This window comes from Mycobacterium sp. SM3041 (assembly GCF_039668335.1).
Lineage (GTDB): Bacteria > Actinomycetota > Actinomycetes > Mycobacteriales > Mycobacteriaceae > Mycobacterium.
In genome coordinates, this window is record NZ_JAYXBQ010000049.1 from 83,944 (window position 1) to 101,781 (window position 17,838).

The 17,838-nt window shown below is 67.8% G+C and carries 19 protein-coding genes; all 19 read right to left on the bottom strand.

Annotated features, from left to right (window positions below):
* Positions 1 to 237 precede the first annotated feature (237 nt).
* Genes VXD91_RS16675 through VXD91_RS16765 form a run of 19 tightly spaced genes read right to left on the bottom strand, consistent with a single transcriptional unit; the run spans position 238 to position 17,229 of the window.
* Entirely contained in the window at positions 238 to 909 is a 672-nt protein-coding gene (locus tag VXD91_RS16675) for a type VII secretion target (protein ID WP_293016991.1), read from the bottom strand.
* 21 nt (positions 910 to 930) lie between these two features.
* On the bottom strand, positions 931 to 1,272 hold the full coding sequence (locus VXD91_RS16680; protein WP_293016992.1) for a hypothetical protein: 342 nt from the start codon (positions 1,270 to 1,272) through the stop codon (positions 931 to 933).
* Complete coding sequence (locus VXD91_RS16685; protein WP_293016993.1) at positions 1,273 to 1,506, bottom strand: hypothetical protein; 234 nt, start codon at positions 1,504 to 1,506, stop codon at positions 1,273 to 1,275.
* 20 nt (positions 1,507 to 1,526) lie between these two features.
* Positions 1,527 to 3,347 (bottom strand): bacterial transcriptional activator domain-containing protein, encoded by a 1,821-nt coding sequence (locus VXD91_RS16690; RefSeq protein ID WP_293016994.1) that lies wholly within the window; start codon positions 3,345 to 3,347, stop codon positions 1,527 to 1,529.
* Positions 3,348 to 3,364: 17 nt separating this feature from the next.
* On the bottom strand, positions 3,365 to 4,264 hold the full coding sequence (locus tag VXD91_RS16695) for a hypothetical protein (RefSeq protein ID WP_293016995.1): 900 nt from the start codon (positions 4,262 to 4,264) through the stop codon (positions 3,365 to 3,367).
* A complete protein-coding gene (locus VXD91_RS16700; protein ID WP_293016996.1) occupies positions 4,261 to 4,455 on the bottom strand; it encodes a hypothetical protein in 195 nt (64 codons plus the stop codon). Before VXD91_RS16700 ends, VXD91_RS16695 begins: the two co-directional genes overlap by 4 nt.
* A gap of 1 nt (position 4,456) precedes the next feature.
* Positions 4,457 to 4,861: a hypothetical protein gene (locus tag VXD91_RS16705; RefSeq protein WP_293016997.1), complete on the bottom strand. Its 405-nt coding sequence runs from the start codon at positions 4,859 to 4,861 to the stop codon at positions 4,457 to 4,459.
* Between the two features lie 14 nt (positions 4,862 to 4,875).
* Positions 4,876 to 7,638 (bottom strand): FtsK/SpoIIIE domain-containing protein, encoded by a 2,763-nt coding sequence (locus VXD91_RS16710; protein WP_293016998.1) that lies wholly within the window; start codon positions 7,636 to 7,638, stop codon positions 4,876 to 4,878.
* A complete protein-coding gene (locus tag VXD91_RS16715; RefSeq protein ID WP_293016999.1) occupies positions 7,638 to 8,237 on the bottom strand; it encodes a hypothetical protein in 600 nt (199 codons plus the stop codon). Before VXD91_RS16715 ends, VXD91_RS16710 begins: the two co-directional genes overlap by 1 nt.
* A complete protein-coding gene (locus VXD91_RS16720; RefSeq protein WP_293017000.1) occupies positions 8,234 to 8,362 on the bottom strand; it encodes a hypothetical protein in 129 nt (42 codons plus the stop codon). The genes VXD91_RS16715 and VXD91_RS16720 overlap by 4 nt, the downstream gene beginning before the upstream one ends.
* A gap of 16 nt (positions 8,363 to 8,378) precedes the next feature.
* Entirely contained in the window at positions 8,379 to 9,530 is a 1,152-nt protein-coding gene (locus VXD91_RS16725; protein ID WP_293017001.1) for an NlpC/P60 family protein, read from the bottom strand.
* 5 nt (positions 9,531 to 9,535) lie between these two features.
* Positions 9,536 to 10,123, bottom strand: coding sequence for a hypothetical protein (locus VXD91_RS16730; protein ID WP_293017002.1), 588 nt, complete (start codon positions 10,121 to 10,123; stop codon positions 9,536 to 9,538).
* Positions 10,123 to 12,006 carry a hypothetical protein gene (locus VXD91_RS16735; protein WP_293017003.1) on the bottom strand — a complete coding sequence of 628 codons (1,884 nt, stop codon included), beginning with the start codon at positions 12,004 to 12,006 and terminating at the stop codon, positions 10,123 to 10,125. Before VXD91_RS16735 ends, VXD91_RS16730 begins: the two co-directional genes overlap by 1 nt.
* Positions 12,003 to 12,632, bottom strand: coding sequence for a hypothetical protein (locus VXD91_RS16740; protein WP_293017004.1), 630 nt, complete (start codon positions 12,630 to 12,632; stop codon positions 12,003 to 12,005). The genes VXD91_RS16735 and VXD91_RS16740 overlap by 4 nt, the downstream gene beginning before the upstream one ends.
* A 20-nt stretch (positions 12,633 to 12,652) precedes the next feature.
* Positions 12,653 to 15,154, bottom strand: coding sequence for an ATP-binding protein (locus VXD91_RS16745; RefSeq protein WP_293017005.1), 2,502 nt, complete (start codon positions 15,152 to 15,154; stop codon positions 12,653 to 12,655).
* A 32-nt stretch (positions 15,155 to 15,186) separates the two neighbouring features.
* Positions 15,187 to 15,690, bottom strand: coding sequence for a hypothetical protein (locus VXD91_RS16750; protein ID WP_293017006.1), 504 nt, complete (start codon positions 15,688 to 15,690; stop codon positions 15,187 to 15,189).
* Positions 15,687 to 16,010: a hypothetical protein gene (locus VXD91_RS16755; protein ID WP_293017007.1), complete on the bottom strand. Its 324-nt coding sequence runs from the start codon at positions 16,008 to 16,010 to the stop codon at positions 15,687 to 15,689. Before VXD91_RS16755 ends, VXD91_RS16750 begins: the two co-directional genes overlap by 4 nt.
* Positions 16,011 to 16,012: 2 nt before the next feature.
* Entirely contained in the window at positions 16,013 to 17,035 is a 1,023-nt protein-coding gene (locus VXD91_RS16760; RefSeq protein ID WP_293017008.1) for a hypothetical protein, read from the bottom strand.
* The gene (locus tag VXD91_RS16765) at positions 17,029 to 17,229 is read right to left on the bottom strand and encodes a hypothetical protein (RefSeq protein WP_293017009.1); all 201 of its coding nucleotides are present in this window, start codon (positions 17,227 to 17,229) and stop codon (positions 17,029 to 17,031) included. The genes VXD91_RS16760 and VXD91_RS16765 overlap by 7 nt, the downstream gene beginning before the upstream one ends.
* Between the last annotated feature and the right edge of the window lie 609 nt (positions 17,230 to 17,838).

Below are 17,838 nucleotides of genomic sequence, written 5' to 3' on the forward strand. Positions count from 1 at the left end.
GTGGACCGGTACCCGGCGTCCTCGCCTGGGTTCAGCGGTTCAGTGCTCGCCATGTCTTTCCCTCCCGGTCGCTGCCGGCGACGCCGGCGTATGTGGGCGCTCGTCGGTCAGCATCGGCCGCGGCGTGCGCCGCACCCGGGCAGATACCGCGGGCGCCCAGCCCCCTACTGCCCTTTGTACCTGGTGAAGGGCATTTCCCGCGAGGGTTGCGGACCGTTTCGACCGCATCGGCTGACCTCACCAACTGATCTTCCCCGGCGGAAGCACGCGTATCTGCGGCGGTTGACCGCTCTGCCCTCCGCTTTCCTGGACCAGGTTGCCGTTCTTGTCGGGCCACAACCGGTCGGTGATTCCCGGTGGCGGGGGGCCTGTCGGTGGGCCGGGCAGGTACTGCACTCCGGGTCGGGCGATGTCGTTGAGGTTCGTTTCGGCGCCGGTCTCGACGTCTTTCTGAATCCACTGGCCTTTGCTGTCGACGTACTCGATCCGGGTGGTGTCAGCCGGGCAGTAGCGGGCCGGGTCGGCGTCCGGGCTGGGCAGCCAGCACACCACCCACTTCGTCGGTGTCTCCGGTTTCGGCTTGGGGTCCACGTGCATCTCGGGGAATGCGATCGCGTTGAGCTTGGCCGCCGCGGCCCGGTCCTGCTCGACGTAGGTGGCAGCGTGCCCGGTGAACCGATCCGAGTAGGTGCTGAACTGGGCCGCCTTGGCCTGTACCGCCGGCTCCCGGTTCGCCAGGCCCATCGCGATCCCGACAGCGGTCGGGTACCCCATCGGGCCATGCGAAGCGGCCACCGCCTGAATCTGCGCGGCAGCCTGCGGGGACAGCTGCGCCACCTGGGCTGACAGGTCCGCATAGTCGCCGGCCGCCTTCAACAGGTCAGCCGGGTTGACGTCGAGCTGCCCCATGTCTTCCTTCCCCCTGCCTGGCTACCACTGCACCGGTGGGCGGCCCCACACGGCAAGAATGTCGTTGGCCTCGCGCCGTGCGTCACGGCGCTGCTTCTGCAACGCCGCTGCTGCCCGAAACCGTTGTCTCTTACCGATGTTCGGGTCGCCCAGGATCGCTACCGACGTCGACCGGGACGGAGCACGTTCACCGGTCGCGGCGCGCTCCGATCCGGCCAGATGCGCCGCGAGCTCCGGCAGGGTCGCGCACCCGCTGGTGCGCATCAGCCGGCGCAGGTGGTCGGTCGTGGCTCGATTCGTCCCGAGCAACACCGAGAGCGTGTCGGTGGTCTGACTTGCCAAGTCCTGGGGCACCACAGTCATCTAGTCCCCCATCAGCGGGTCGTAGCGGTGCGTGAACGCCGACTGGGCGCAACCGACGAACAGCTCTTTGAGGCCGTCGCCGCCCAGGGGCCGCAGCTTGCTCGCCTGGGCATCGACGTCGACGATCTCGCCGCTGGTGTTCACCGAGACCGATAGGGCCTCCGGGTCGGTCGATGCGGTGGTGATGACGTCGTCGTCATCGGTTTTGAACTGCGACAACACGATTGAGTGCATGGCGTTATCCATGGCAATTCCTACCCTGCTTGTTTGGTCAGATCGAGTACCGCCGGGTCCTGGTCGGCGCCGGCGACGGTGTTGAGGTATTGGCCGCGCAACTTTTTGAAGGCGTCGTGCTCGTGGCCGTCGAGCGCGGCCTGGAGTGCGACCTGCCACAGGTCTTGGCGGGCGTTGTCGTACCACAGGCCTTTGCGCGCAATTTCCACTGCGTCACTGAATCTTTGGGCGTCGTAGTGGTGTCGAGCCAGGACCACCGCGGCGCCGGGGATGCGGTCGCGCAGCTGCTCGCGCAGGTTTGCGGCCCAGGGCCATTCCTTGGGGGTGACCCCGCCCAGCGGCGGCCCGGTGACCAGCGCCATGGCCGCGATCAGATGTCCGGGGGCGGTGGTTTCGGGGCGGATTTCCACCAGCCGCTCGAATTCCATCCAGTCTGAGCGGACCGCGCCGTCGAGGCGGTAGGCGCCATCGCTCATGGGCGGCAGGGCTTTTGGCCCGCCGGTGTGGATGACGCCGAGACGGGCCCGCAGCAGCGATATCTGCTGGGTGACCGTCTTGTCCGAGGCGCCGTCGCGGTAGACGCTGCGGACGATGTCGACGGTGCTGACCCATGGGTTCATCTGCAGGTACACCAGCAGTTCGTTGAGGCGTTTTTCCCGCACCCCGGGTTCCTGACCGGGATGTGGGGGGCTCATGGCCAGCTGGCCGAGCAGACGATTCCACAGCGGCGCCACCACCGGAAGCGCTGGGGGCTCCTCGGGCACCGGGGCCGGCACGGGGACCGCTATGGGTGCCGACACAGCCGGCGGGGCAGGTTCAGGCTGGGCGATGACGGGCGGCTCGTCGACCACCCATGGCGGTCCTTCATCGACCTCATCGACGTCGACGTCGTCGACGAGCTCGCCGCCGGCGTGAGGCTCGAAGAAATCGATCCCCGCGTCGTCCCTCTCGTCGATGTCACCGGCCGACTCCGCCATGGCCACGGGCATCGCCGGGTCGGTGACCGGGTCGTCGTCCTCACCGACCACCGACGGCGCAGGCGGGGCCGGCGCACGCGGAGGCACCGTCACGGTGGGGGAGGCGGTGAGCAGTTCGGCGCAGCGGTCCACGGTGTCCCCGGTGGGCAGGATCAGTGTCGCCGTAATCGACTGTGCCCCACCGTTGCTGAGCTGGCCGACGCGGTCAGGGCCGCAGCTGATCGTCCATTTGGAGTCCACCGCGGCGTCCTTGCCGAGGTCGACCATGATCCGGCTGGTGGCGTTGGACACGATCTGGGCCCGGTCGGTGTAGGACAGGTCCGGTCCGCAGATCAGCACGTCGACATCGGGCACCGCCCCGACCTGCACCGGCCGTACCCGTGTGGTCAGCGGGCCAGACCACACGTCATCGGTCACCCCGATGGTGATGCTCGGGTGTGTCGCGAGCAGCTCCAGCACCCAGCGGCTGACCAGTGCTGTCGTGGTGGCACGGTCCCCGTCGATGCGGACTCGGGCGAACGCGGCCAGGTTCATCGCGATCAGACCACCGTCGTCTGTGGTGCCGAACACCACCAGGTACACGGGACGCTGCGGATCCGGTTCGGTACCGGGATCAACTGCGTCCCAGGCGATGCGGGATTCTGAGCCGCTGTCGAGGGGGTGCCACGGCTGCGGCAGCGGAACCCGTAACGCCTGTACGAACGTCGCGGTGAGCTCGTCGCGGCGGGCGGTGATCAGCCCGGCGGTCGCCGGCGGGGGGTTGAGCGTGTACAGCGCTTCCAGGCGCCGTACGACCCCGACAGCGCCGCCCTGCCCGTACCACCAAGAGGTGACCGGTGCGCTGCTGACCACGGTGGATGACATGACGATGGGTGACCTGCCTATGACGTGGCCGCGGCCGGGTCAGCGGGCACCGCAGAACCGTCGGTGCCGGAGAACGCGCCGACGTCGACGCCGCTGGACGATCCGCCGGAGGCCGTCGCGGTGGTATTGCCGCTGCTGCTCTCCCCGGGCTTGCCGTCGCCTGGCTTGCCGTCCTCGGGCTTGCCGTCGGTGCTGCCGGAGGCGAACGGGTCAGCCGAGGTGGTGCTGCTGGCCGTGGCGGTGCCGGAGCCGCCGGAGGGGCTGGAGGCGAACGGGTCCGCCGACGGGCTGTAGGACGCGGCTTGGGTGGCCGGGGTTGCGCCGCCCCCACTGGCGAACGGGTCGGAGAACGGGTTGGCGGCCTGCATGCCGGGGCCGGCCTGCTGGCCGTAGGGGTCGCCGAACGGGCTGCCGCCCATGCCTTGGCCGAACGGGCTGCCGCCCATGCCCTGGCCGAACGGGTTCATCCCGCTGCCCATGCCGCCGCCACTGCCGAGCAGGCCTTGCAGGATGTCCAGCAGGCTGCCGCCGCCACCGCTACCCGAACCCGAGCCGTCGCTGCTGCTGTCCTTGCTGTCGCTCTTGTGATCGTCCTTGCTGTCGCTCTTGCCGTCAGCGGCCTGGCTGCCGTTGGACTGCTCGGTCGCCGCCGAACTCTCCACCGTCCCAGCGCTTTTGCCTTGGTACTTCTCGATGATCGCCAGGATGGCCGCCTGACCGGCGGGGGACTGGGGGTCGGGAACCGCGGCGATTTCCTTGGCTTCGGCCGAGGAGTTGGCGGCCACATCGTTGGCGCCGTTGACGTTCACATCAGCGCTGGCGTCGGTGGCGTCCGCGCCGGCGTCCGCGCCGTTGCCGAACGCGTCCAGCGGCAGGTGGTCGCGGCCGGTGGCCAGGGCGAAAGGTCCGCCGCTCATCCGGTCACCGCCGTGGAGAAGTTGAGGTTGAGGACCCCCTGGCGGACCTCGACGGCCTGCCGGGCCACCTCGCGGCTGAGGCGGGCCACATCGCGCAGTCCGTCACCGCGCACGGGGCTGGTCCCGTACAGCTGGTGGTATCGCAGATGCTGTTGCTGCGACTCCTCGGCGAGAAGTTCAATCGGGCTCATCTCAGTGCTGATCCTCTCCGCTGGTGGCGCCTACCGACGCCAGTTGCGGTGCCCCCTCGGCACCGTTGCTCTGATCCGCCGACCCCTGCGCGCCGCCCCCGGCGGGCGCGGCCTTGGCGCCGGTGTTCTTCGCCGGCTCCTCCCCGCCGCGTGCCGGCAGTGCGGGGATTTTCGGCGATTTCTTGTAACCCATTGAGTCGAGCTGATCGTTGGTGACCGCGCCGGCCTTGACCGCCGCCGCGCGGGCGTCCTCGTACCGCCTCTGCAGTTCCGCTGCCTGCTTGAGCGCGCCGTCGAGGTCGTCCCATGCTTCCCCGACGTCGCCGACCAGGGCGGTGTTCTCTTTGTGCAGGGCGGCGTACGCCGCTTCTGCTGCGGATCGGCCGGTCTTTCTCCTGGCAGCCATGGGGCTCCTTCTGGTCATTGCATATGCAGTTGGCGAGCCTGCATCACTTCATACGGATCGACGTCGATGTCGGCCACATTGCCGCCGTCTTCGAGGTCCCGGTAGGGGATCACGAGCCGGTCAGAACCGTCGGCGTCGTCGCTGAGGTAGGGCTCAGCGTGAACGTATCGCCAGTCCTGGACACCGTCAACGGAAACGTCCACCAGGTCACCGCGGCGCAATTCGTTGGCCGCGACGGGGACAACTGGCCCGTATTCCTCGTCGGCGGTGGGCTCGTAGTCGTCATCGAAGCCGTCCACCGGGCCGGCGAACGTGGGCGGCACCGCCGCGCCGTCAGGGGCTGTCGGCCCGCCGGACAGACCCAGCGGCCGCCACGTTGCGGCGTCCTCGGCGGGGTCGGGTTCGGCGTGATCGTCGTCCATCGTGGGCCGTCGTTCCGGCGGCAGCGGCCGCACGTATTGGTCGGACATCGAGTCCAAATCCGGCCGTGCTGTCGCCAGCACGATCGCCGAATCGCGGATCTTTTTGAACGACATCTCGGCGTCTTCGTCCTCCGGGTCGTAGCCTCGCAGCGCCGAATCAACAACGCGTCGCGGCCAGAAACTGTCGACGTTGCGCAGCTCGTCCAGAATCGCCTTTTCGTGATCGGACAGGGCTGCTTCCTGCTCTTCCGTGGCGGGCACTCGCGGGGTGTAGAAGGCCTGCATTTCCCGGAATGTGCCGTCCGGCAGCTGCACGGTGCCGCGGCCTTTGATGCCCGGCTGCAGCCGCGTCCCGGCGACCGCATCGTTGAACATCATGATGGCCGCATCCTTGGACCTCAGCCGGCCCATCGCGACCCGCAGACCGGTGTTGTCGCGCGCCTCACCGGCGACGTACATGGTGTCCGGACGCTGGATGCCGATGGCCATATGGATGCCCACCGCACGCGCGGTACGCAGCAGGATGCCGACGTCGATACTGGTCGGCGGTTCACCGCGTTCCTTGGTGGTGCGGTAGGTCTTGTAGAACTCCGCCAGCGCCACCACCAGGTTCGAGAACTCGTCGGTGATCAAGACGATCGGATCGAAGTCATCGGCTTTGTTCGGGTTGATCTTCACCTGACTCAACCGGTCACGCATCGTGTCGGCCAGGAACCGCAGCGCCGCAGTGTGCCCGACCAGACCGTCCTCGTCGGTGCCGGCAGTCACCAGCGACACGTTCGGCCAGTTCCGCATACCAGGGGAGTCGAAGCCCTTCGGGTCAACCCACACCACGTTGATTCCCCGACGGGCGCACTGGGTCGCCACGGTCATCAGCAGCGAGGTCTTACCGGTTGAGGTGGCCCCGGCGATGAGGAAGTGCGGCGACTGCCGGAAATCCCACTCCATGACGTTGCCGTAGGCGTCGATACCGAACGGGATGCAGGTCTTCTTGTACAGCGACCGGATCGTCGATCGAGTGACCTCCGGGAACTCCAGCGGCGGATCGACCATCGTGGGCAGACCCGGGCTGCGCACGAACCGCACCCGACGCGAGGCCATCGACCATTCGGCCTCCCACGACCCGCCGAGCGCGTCGGACACCATGCCCTCGATCACCCCGCGCCGGTATGCCGACGACACCTTGAGGTTGTAGACGAACCCGATCGTGAACTCGCGAATCTGGGCGGCGATCACATCGTTACCGGTCACCGCCGACCGCAGCGCGAGCTCCTCATCGATGTCGACGTCCTCCAGGCCATCACCGTCCTCGTCGACGACCGGCTTGGACACCACCACCGACACGATGTGCGCCGCGGCGTCGAACCACGACGCCACGAGCGGGCCGAGCACCGATTCGGCGTCCTCGACCGAGTCTTGCTCGACGATCACGGTCTCGGTGGCCGTCAACGAGCGCGTCATCGCGTCGTGCTCGAACTGGTAGGTGTGACCGGTGACTTCGGTCATGACGGCAGAAATCTCAGCGATCATCTCGTCGCTGACCTCCCGAGGGTGCTTGCTGTAGAGCAGCCGCACCACATTCGGAAACGCTTTCTTCCCGCGCGGGTAGGCGCACTTGACCGGCTTCACCCGCCCGGCCCGCGGGTCGGGCCAGCCAAGCGCCGGTGTCGCCAGGAACGTGATCTTGTTGATCTGGTTGGTGATGCCGGCGCGGGCATAAGCCCACCGGGCGAACTGCACCAGCCCGAACATCATCACGGCCAGCACAGCCACCAGCAGCAGGCGGCCGACCAGCAGGGCCGCGATGTTTCCGGACCACCGGAGCAGGGCCCCGCTGGCGGCCAGCACCAGCGCCGCGGCGGTCAAGATCATCGGCACGGCGGGGTACTGCTCACCGGGCCAGACCTGCCCGGGCCGCAGGTGCCCCATGTGTCCGGTGCGCGCCCTGCGGTTGCCCATGGCTTGCATCGCCAGCCACAGCGCCGCGAGCAGTACCGCGGCCAGGGGCGCGGCGATGAACAGCACCCAGAACCAGCCGACACCGACCCCGGCGATCACATACAGCGGGTGCGCTGACGGGGGCAGCACGTAGTCCCGCGCCGGCGAGGGCCGGTACAGGAACTGCTGCAGCAGGGGCCAGGCCCGCGTGTAGGCCAGCAGGGCGATGACGCCGACCGCGGCCAGGATCAGCCACGGCCAGGTCTCGGCGGCCTCTTTGAGCTCGGCGGGACTTTCCCCAGGCACGTAGGGCTTGTTGAGTTCGGCGTTGACGGTCGCGAACGGCCGGCCACCGGCCGCCGACGCGCCCCGCGCGCCGTCACCTTTACCGGAAACGGTCTTGCTCGCCGCGGCCATCAGCGGCTCCCCTCATCGGTGGCGGGCACGCCCGGGCCCGGCGCGTTGGTCAGGTCAGCCGAGGGGGCCGGCAGGCCGTTGGAGCTCAGCGGCAGCACGTTGACTGCTTTCCACCCGGCTGGGCCGGTCTCCACGCGGACCTCGATCCGTGAGCCGTCGTCGTAGGTGACGTCGAAAGTCATGCTGGCGGGCTCCTGGCGCACGGGTCCGTCGACCACGGCCACGGCGGCCTGGGTCACGTTGCGAATGTCGGTCAACCGGAACTGCTCGATCAGCTGCACCGACACATCGGGGGTGAGGCGGGCCAGCCAGTCGTCGTGATTGCCGTTGGGGGAACCGAAATTCGTGGCGAAGCGGGTCACCACCGCCTTGGCGTCTGCGGCCGAGTTCGCATCCATGCTCACCGTCGGCGGAGCGAGCTGCTCGAAGGTGCTCCCCGGGGTCTGTGCTGGTGTGCTGACGCTCGCCGCCGGCGGGCTGGGCGTGCCGGCGTCCGGCTGCTGGTCGTAGTGCTGCCAGATCAGGCCGGCGATCGCCGCGACGGCGATGATCGCGGCGATCAGGACGCGGGGACGGGGCAGGCGCAGTTTCATCTTCATACCCCACTCACCACAACCGTGGCGCCGATCGCCGCGGCGGCAACGGTCAGGGCGACCGCATCGGCGATGCTGCTGGCAACGAACACCGTTTGAGGGCCGAATGCGAACACGTTACTTGTGACCATGGACGGTATTCCTTTCTTAGAGAACGCGTTTGATGACCATGAAGTGCTGAGGGAAGGGCGACAGCTTGACCGGGACGCCGAAGGTGGAGGCCTCCACGACGGTGGTGGGGTTGACGACCATTTGCACGTGACCGGGGCCGGTGCCTCCGCCGTTGGGGTTCGCCTCGGGGACCGAGAAGACGAGATCGCCGGGGGCGACGGCGTTGCGGGGCACCGCGCGGCCGTAGCGCACCATGTCAAAGGTCAAGTGCGGCAACGCGATCTTGTGGCCGGAGGCCTGGAAGATCGCGTACATCACCAGTCCGGAGCAGTCGAAGCCGCCGCCGGTCGGCCCGTTGAGCGAGCCACCGCCCCAGATGTAGGGCAGACCGATCTGCGCTTCGGCGTACTTGACCGCGGCCACCCCAGCCGGGGTGCCCGGCTTGACCCCATCGGTTTCGGGGTTCTCGGTCGCGGCCCCGCACACGTCGCGGCCGGCGGGGTCCTGGGCGGCCGATGGCGGGGCGGGCTTGCCGGAACTGGCCTGCACCTCACCGACGTGCTGGCGGTAGAACAGGGTCGCGGCGGCGACATCGTCGGCGTAGGCGTCCGGGAACGCCGACCGCTGCACCGACTGCGCGGCCACGGTGGGCGCCATGTTTTCCCAGCCCCCGACTTTGAGCAGCGCGAGGTAGAACTTCTGCGCAGCGACCCCGGGGGTCATCAGGTCCCGGATGGTGCCCCACCACGGCTGCTGCTGCATGATGCCGACCGACAGGTGGTCGTGGCCTTCGCCCTCATGCGGAAACTGGTAGGACTCAGGGACATTCGGGTTGGCGAGGTTGCGCATCCCGGATTCCTGCAGCGCGGTCGCGAGCGCGACGATGATCCCCTTTTCGGGGATTTTCATCTGCAGGCCGGTGGCGATGACGGCCTTGCCGTTGTTGATCGGCCCCGGGCCGAACGATTTGCCGGTGTCGGCGCTGATGCCCTGGGACTGCAGCTGCTTTTCGCAGTGCGGGGTCACCACTGTGGCGGCCGGCGAGGAGGCTCCTCCGCCGGCGAGGAGCGTGAAGGCCAGCAGCAGCATGGTCATCACGAACGGAGCGAGCAAGGCGGCGGCGGCGTAGAACTTGCGTCGGTGGCCCCACGCCAGTTTCAGGGCCGCGACCCATTCCATGGGTTCCATCGCCCTCAGCCGTTTCCGCCGGGCGCAGCCACGGCCGGGGGCGCGGGGGCGGGGTCGGGGCCGGCGGCCGGGGACACCGGAACGACGCTGCTGACCTTCCAGCCGCTGGCGTCGAGCTCCAGGGTCACCTGGATGCGTGAGCCATCCCCGTAGGACACCGCGAAGGTCGGGACCGACGGGTCGGTCGACATCGGCCCGTTGACCTGGGTCACCGACGTCTGGGCCACGGTGGTGATGTCAGTGCTCTGGTACTGGGCGAGCAGGTCGGCCTTGGTGTCCGGGGCGAGCCGCTTCACCCAGTCGTCGTGACTTCCGTTGGGGGAAGCCAGGTTCGATGCGAACCGGGTGGCGGTGATGCGGGCATCGTCGGGGGTGACGGTCGCTGGTGCCGCGGCGGTTTCCTCCGCCTGGGCTTGAGCATGCTGGGGGTTCTCGGCGCTGTGGGTGGGTGCCTGGTTGCCGGTGGCGTCCCCAGCGGCGTCGTGCTGCCAGATCAGACCGGCGATCGCCACGATCGCGATCGCTGCGCCCAGGCGGATGCGGCCCGGAATCTGGCGCCACCGCCACCGCAGCATCTCCAGCCGCGCCCTCATCAGGCGGCCTCAGACATCGAGTAGCGGCCATCGGAGCCGCGGCCGGTGCCGTTGTAGGCGCCGTACGGGTCATCACCGCCGCCACCGCCGCGGGTGGCGCGGTAGATGCGGATCGCCGAGGCCAGGCGGCCGCCGTTGGCGTCGCTGGCGTAGGCCGGCTGCGGTTCGGGGGCGCTGTGCTGGCCGCCGCCGGGTGTGCCCGAGCTGTCGGTGCCGACCCCGCCTGCGTCGGAGTCGGTATCCCCGCTGGTGGGGGCGCCGCTGGCCGCGTCGCTGACGGTGGGCGCACCCGAGGGTCCGTCGTCGTTACCGCCGCCACCGTCTGGGCCACCACCGTTGCCGCCACCTCCGCCGGCTGCACTCGAGGATTCCGATTCGCTGTCGACCCGGCCCGGGTCGCGGCCGCCGCCGTCGCGGCCGCCGCGGTTCCATCCGAACTGGTCGGCGATCTCGCTGCGGGCCCGGGAGAAGTCGGCGATGTTGTGCAGCAGACCGCGCCCGGAACGGCCCGAGCTGCCGGCGCCGCCGGCCAGCTTGGCGGCCATGGTGTCGCGCTGGCGATCGAACATCCGGCGCAGCGGCCCGAATACCGCGAAACCGAACGCGAGCACCAGCGCGGTCATGAACATCGACTGGACCGCGTTGGCCGAGTCTTTGAAGACCTGGTCGAGGATCACGTTGTAGGCGCCGAACATCGCGGTGTAGATGACCATCGCCGCGTAGGCCATGAACATGTCCAGGACGGTTTTCCAAGCGAACATCTGCGGCCCGCCGGGGATGACGCCGATCGCGAATGCCGGCGGCGCCAGCGAGGCGTAGAGCATCGCCTGCACGGCGGCCTTGACCACGTGCCACACGAAGTAGCAGGCGAAGGCCACCAGGAACAGGGCGAGCAGCCCGCAGATCTGCAGAGGCACCAGCATCGCGGCGGGGTTGCCCATCGACTTCTGGTGCATCGCTTTGCCTTTGACGGTGTCGCACCCTTTGATGTCGTCTTTGAGGGTGTCGCCGTGTTCTTTCTTGATGCCCTCGGACCAGGCCTGCCGGCAGGCCTTGGACACCGAGTCGCTGACCTCGCCGAAATTGATCATCTGGGTGGGCTTGCGCAGGAACCGGTCGGCCAGGTGCGCCACCATGTCGTCGACGTTGGCGCCGGCACCGGACTTGGACATGTGCCCACCCGAGACGGAGGTGGCGATTTCCAGGCCGGTGTCGCGGCCCTTGGCGAGCAGTCCGTCCGGGCCGACCAGTTCACTGATCGGGTTGGCGAAAATCGTTGCGGCAACGCCGATCATCAGCATGCCCATGGCGATGTTGGAGAACGCCTTGGCAGTGCGGCCCGCCAGGGCGGTGCACACCACGATGATCGCGAGGATCGCCAGCGCGGTTGCGGCCAATCCGAACCGGTCCATCGCGGTGTTGACGCCGTTGCCGATCGTTTGGAACGGGACGGTGAAGAGGTTGAGCCACTTGAATTCCAGGACGAACTTGATCAGCCACAAGGCGGTTGTGGTGATCACTAGGTAGATCTCGTAGGAGATCGAGGCGATCTTGGCGAAGATCGCCGAGATCGCGTCGTTCCAGCCGCCTTGGTTCATGGTCAGCGTGTATTTGGCGACCGGGGTGCCGTCGCTGTCTTTGATGCCCATCCAGGAGATGAGGACGTTGCCGCCGTCGGAGCTTGAGGTTCCTTTGCCGTCATCGGCCATGGCCACCGCGGCTCCCAGGACCAGCAGCAGCGCGGCCGCGGCCAGGGCGGTGATCGTCTTGTGTCGCCAGCACCAGCGCAGCAGCACCGCCGGCGACCAGGCCCGCACCCAGGCGCTGGCCGATGCCAGGGCCTCGGTGTACCGGGTGGGCTCCATGCGAGTGGGGTGGGTCACGAAATAGCCTCCGTCCCAACAATTTCGCCGGCCAGGCATGGGGCGGCCCGGACTTCGTCGATGTGGTCGCGGTAGAACTGCTCGGCGGCCGGTACCTGGGCGGTGTAGGCGCCGGGGACTGCTGAGCGCTGCACAAAGGCAGCGAGCTCGTCGGGTGTGGTGGAGGCGTCGTAGGGGCCGCGGTGCCAGTCCTGGCGCAGTGTGGTGAAGAACTTGGCCGCCGCGGCCGGCGGCGACATCAGCTCCTCGACCGAACCCCACGACGGGGTCTGCGCCAGGACGCCGAGCGTGTTGTGGTCGGTGGACAGTCCGTCATGGGCCACCGTCAGCGACTCGGGCACGTCGGGGTTGGCCAGGTTTCGCATCCCGGTCTCCTGCATCGCCGCCGTCAGCCCGGCGACGATCCCGTCCTGCGGCATATGAAGCGCGACCCCGGCCGCGATGATCGCCTTGCCGTTGCCGACCGGCCCCGGCCCTGCGGCCAGGCACGCCGGCGCCGCGGTGCGCGACAGCGCCACCAACGAGCTGGCGGTCACCGCCAGGGCGACCAAGGCGGCGATCAGCCACCGCCGCAGCCGGCGGCGATGCGCGTCGACGACCGCGGCGGGGTTGTTGGTTGCGTACATCGGGTGACTCCTGGTCTTTCTCAGGCGACGTCGGCCTGCAGGTCGGGGGGAGTGGTGCTCATCGCCTCGCGCCGCACCGCCGAGGACGGGCCGAGAACTTTGATGCGGCCGATGTCGCCGCGGGCATCGCGCATGTAGCCCTCGCCCTCGCGGCCGCGGATGACCTTGCCGTCAGGGCCTTTCGGGGAGGTGTTCTTGGTGAGGTCGCGCACGATGTGCGGGTTGCGGTCCGGGTCGATGCCCAGCCAGGCCAGTGAGCGGCGGGCCAGGTTCTCGTCGCGGTGACGCATCACGTAGCGGGTCGGGATCAGGTCCAGTGCGGTGCCGGCCGGGTAGTCCGAGACCGGGTCGTGGCTGCCCAGGATGAGCGAGATGTTGTCCTTGCGGCCGTCTCGTGCGAGGCGGGCGGTGCGTGCCAGACCGGTCGGCGTGGAGGTCACGTGGTAGGCCTCGTCGAGCGCCACGGCCGCCGGGCGTGCCTTGTTCAGTTGGAACGCCTGGCGTCCCAGCTCCATCGACAGGCCGTAGATGGCGCGGCCGAAGATCTTCGACGGCGCCAGTGCTTCGCGGCTGGCGACCTCTTCGGTGGTGGGCACCTCGACCCGGTTGGTGCGGATGACGATGCCTTCGGCGTTCAGGTCGATCGCCGGCAGGTTCGGATCGAACAGCGATCGCGCGTAGCCGCGGCCCGCCCAGAACGACAGGTGCCGGTGCAGGTCGTCCCAGCCCGCCGGCAGACCCTTGCCGTCGGGCATCCGGCCGGCGTCGACACCGTCCTGCAGCACCTGCAGCAGTCGCGGAATGGAATCCACGCCCCACTCCGGGCGAAGTACTTCACCGAGGGTGATGCCCATCGGGGAGTTGGCCTCGCACTCGAACAGGGGAGTCAGCAGTTCGACGGCGGCATCGACACCCAGATCGGAGCGCAGGGTGCGGATCGGATCGATCGACCACTGCGGCCGGCTGAGATCGACAATGACGTGGTGACCGAGGGTCGAGGTGGGGCGCGCGTACTCGCCGGAGTCGGTGCGGTCGATCGCCAGGAACTGGCCGCCGTGGTCGACGAGGGTGAACAGCTTGTACATGATCAGCCAGGTCTTGCCGGCACCGAGTTCACCGGCGATCGCCACCGCCGAGGACGCGTCTTTGACCGTCTCTCGCCACCATTCGGTGTGCACGGGCTGGTTGCGCCGGCCGGACAGGTTCAGCGCGAGGATCGGCCCCTTGGCATCGCCGAGATGGTTGGTCGCCAGCGGGACGCTGGCGGCGGCGAACTGACTGATGGTGACGTGCGAGAAATCCGACACAGCCCGGTGGTTGGTGCCGCCGGGGTTCATCGCCGCCCACAGCTCGCGCTGGCCGCCCAGCGGCGCCACGACCTTGATGCGCGGCCGCTCGAACGCCTGGACCAGTTTGAGTGCGCCGTCTTCGCAGGCCGCCCGGGTCTGGCCAGCGACGGCGAAGATGGGGCACAACGAGACCTCGACCTCGTCGTCGTTGGTTTCCAGGTGCGAGTTGTATTCGCGCAGCAGCATGACCTGTTCGGACAGTGTGTCGTGGGCGAACGAAATCTCGCTGTCGCGCTCGTCGACCTGCTCGGACAGACGCCGCAGATTCTTGCCGTTGCGGGCGATCGCCTGTTCGCGGGTGGTCTTGCTGATCCGCAGCGCCCAGTCGATGTCGAACCCGTCCACCCGGTCGGCGATGGTGAAGAACTCCGAGCCGGGGAACTGCAGGCCCTCCAGCGGCAGAGCCTCGATCGCCAGCAGGGTCTGCCACGATTCGCCGCCGCCGATGCGGCCGGGCTGGGTGATCTTGACCAGTGGGGCGAAGCTGGTGGGAAGCCACCGTTTCTTGTCGGCGCGACGTTCGCCTTCGTCGAACTCGGCCATCGCAAATGCGCCGGCCGGAGAGGACACGTTGGAGGTCACCGGGTTGGGGAAGATATCGGCGGGCCCGCCCCGCGACAGCGCGTGGTTCCACAGCCACACCATCTGCGCTGCGGTCAGCGGCTCGAAGCTGAACACCGGCGGCAACTGGGTGATGGTCGCCGCTGCCATTTCTGCTGCCTTGAACATCTCGGCCCGGTCGCGGTCGCGGGAGCGTCGGCCCGCAGCGCCCATGCCGGTCCAGTCGGACACCGCGTCCGAACCGAGGACCGGGAACGAGAGCGTGAAAATCCGCTCGGTGGCACGAACTGTGGACGAGAAGAACTCGTGCTTGCCTTCGCATTCGTAGCGCCAGCTCGGGCGCCGGTCCAGATCAGAACCGGCGATCGCCCGCGCCATGATTTCATCAGGGTTCATCGCGGCGATCAGCCCGGCGATCACCGCATTGTCCGGGAGCTTGCGGAACAGATTGCGGTGATGGACCAGTGCGTCGCCCTTGCGTTCGTCGCTGGTGTATCCGTACGCGAGTCCCTGCATCCGGTAGTCGGCCCAGATGGAGCCGTCGCGCATCCGGCGCAGGTTGCCGAACACCGACACGGTGGGCTGCAGGTCCTGGTCGAGTTGATTGGCCATGAAACGGGTTCCTTCGCGAGGTCAGTGGTCGGTCAGCTGAACAGGTCTGCGGCAGCCGAGTGCTGCTCGCCGAAGATGTCAGCGAGCCCCGGTTGCGCCGGCCGTTGTGCGGGCGCGGGCCGCTGGTACGCCGTCGCCGTTGGTGCGGGAATTGGGGCGTCGAGAATGTCAATCTGAGGGCGCACTGTGGAGGTGGTGGTCGGGGTGCGACCCAGCGAGTTGCTGCTGTAGCTGATCGGGTTGCTGTAGAGCCGGTAGACGCGATGCGCGCGGGTACCGAACGGGACGGGCGAGTACGGCATGAGGCGCATCGCTCCCACTGCCATCACCGTGACCGTGATTCCAATCAGCCCGGTGAGGACCGGGTGTCCCAGGCGGGGGAGTAGGAACAAGGTCGCCAGCAGTCCGGCGACTAGTGCGATCAATTCGGGGATCGGGTAGGGCCCACCGGGCAGCTTCCAGCGGCCGTCGAATTTGGCGATGACAATGCGGACCCGGCTGGCCCGCGTGTACCACTTGGCGACGAACTGACTCATCGCGTTCCGCCGCCGTTGGTGATGCTGCTGACGGTGTCTTTGGATACGACGCCGAGGGCGGGAAGTGATCCCACAAGACCGATCAAAACCACGCCGATCGCCAGCGTCTTGAGTGCGGCCGTCTTGTTCTTGGACACGAAGTAGTACAGGGCGGCGATGACAGCGGTGCCGCCCATCAGCAGGTACACCGCGAAGCTGATGCCCTGGTTCTTGATGTTGGCGCCGATATCCCAGATCGGTGCGGCGACGTACTTGACGCTGCCGGCGGCGGCGATGGCGTTGACGTTGTCCATCAACAGCGGGGCGATGGCGGTGATCATGGTCAGTTCCCTTCGGGTGTGCTGGTTGCGGTCGGGCGCGGTGCTGTTGTGGTGCTCGTTGTGGCGCGAGTCGGCGTCGTTGTCGACGAGTCGGAATCGGAGCCCGAGGGCACCGTGATGGACGGCGAATCGTTGATCTGGTCGACCTGCCAATGGCCCGCTGCGACGGACATCAACAGCGGGAAATCCATCGGCATGAGAACGCCGTTTGCGGTCTGCACAATGGCGCGGACATTGACTTCGACATCGGATGCTTTCGGGGGCACCGATTGCGCGGTCGCAAGTTCCGAATTGGTCTGCACGCGCTCGATCGAAAGTGTGGTGAATCGAGGTGGGTTCGATGCCGCCAGTGACGATCCCGCCGCGACGTACGGCGTCACGTCCCCGACTCCGGTCAACATCGCCGAAAGGAACCCGGAAACTGTCGCGTAAACCGGGCGATCGTCGGCGACCGAAATCGTCGTGGCCAACGTCACCTGCTTGCCCGAGGGGCGGTCGGGTCGGGTGAACGGGAGATTGACCGCGCGGAACCGGTTTTGAAGGTCAGCGGAGATGTAGGTCTGCAGCCGCATTGGCACCATCGATGTGGAGTTGGCGGCCTTCGGTACTTCGGCAGTGACGATCACCGAGTAGGTGCGGTAGCCGTCGGTGAGTGTGCCGGGAAGTGCGGACCCTGCCCACAATGCGTGGCCCCCTGGCGGAAGCGGTGAGGCGGGTACATCGCCGTTGTAGAACTGCTTGATCGCCGACGCGTTCGACGGGTCTTTCAGATAGGTGTTGACGTACCGCATCGCGTAGTCCTCAATCGCGGTGATCTGGTCGCGAGCGAGGTCTTCGTTGACCGTCTGGGGACGGTGGGCAATCAGGATCAGCACGCCCAGGACGAGCGGCACGTAGGTGAGCATCATGAAGGCGAGGAACGATGCGGTGAAGCGGGCCCGCAGTTCGTCGGCGCGGATGTGGTCTCCGCCGCTGATGCGCAGGAACAGCCAGTCGGAAAGTCGGCGCAGAGGGTGGGTCAGCACGAGACCCCCATGGCCTGGGTCTCCAGCGCCTCGTACAGCTCGGCGGCGACGGTGCGGTTGTTGACGATGTGGGCGACCAGCGCTTCGGACTTGCGCTCGTCAAGAGGATCGGCGGCCAGCTGGCTCATGAGGTCGCGCAGTGTGTCGGAATACGCGCGGACCGCGGTGTAGCTGCGGCGGATTGGCTGGGCCATGGGCGGGGGCCTCCAGGGAGTGCTGAGACTCGGACGCCCTCTTATGCGGGGTAAAACGCCGTTTTCCCGACAACCGCATAGGTCACGAATTGATAACGCATATGCGCATATGCGCCGAGTATGTTTGCCCTAATGCTTGACAAGGGGATTACGCTCGGCGCAGGCCGACGAAGGAGAGCCGAAGCCGAGCGGCCCCCCTTACTGCCTTAGCTCGTCAACTATTCGCCGCCCGCATCACCCCGTATGCGGTGCAGGCCGAGCAGCACGATTCCCCGCCGAATCCGCGATGCGCCCCCGCCTATGACGGGGGCGCATCGCTATGCGCACCTCCCCGACGCGCACACCGCACACCGCCGGCCTTCACGCCCGCACATCCGCCGCGCACCAGGCGCACACCCACCGATGCATCAGCAAACCCGACCGGAGCCGCTCACCAGTTCCTCGTCAACCGAACTGTCAACATCATCAGCGCAGGTCGCCGCTTCTCAACGTGACCCAGATCACAGCTTTTCGGGGCGGTCGACAACCGCTCCGGGAACGCTTCCGTAAACCCTTGCAACAACGTCCCCCGATTCCATGGGCCTCGTCAGCACCCCGCGAAGCCAAGGA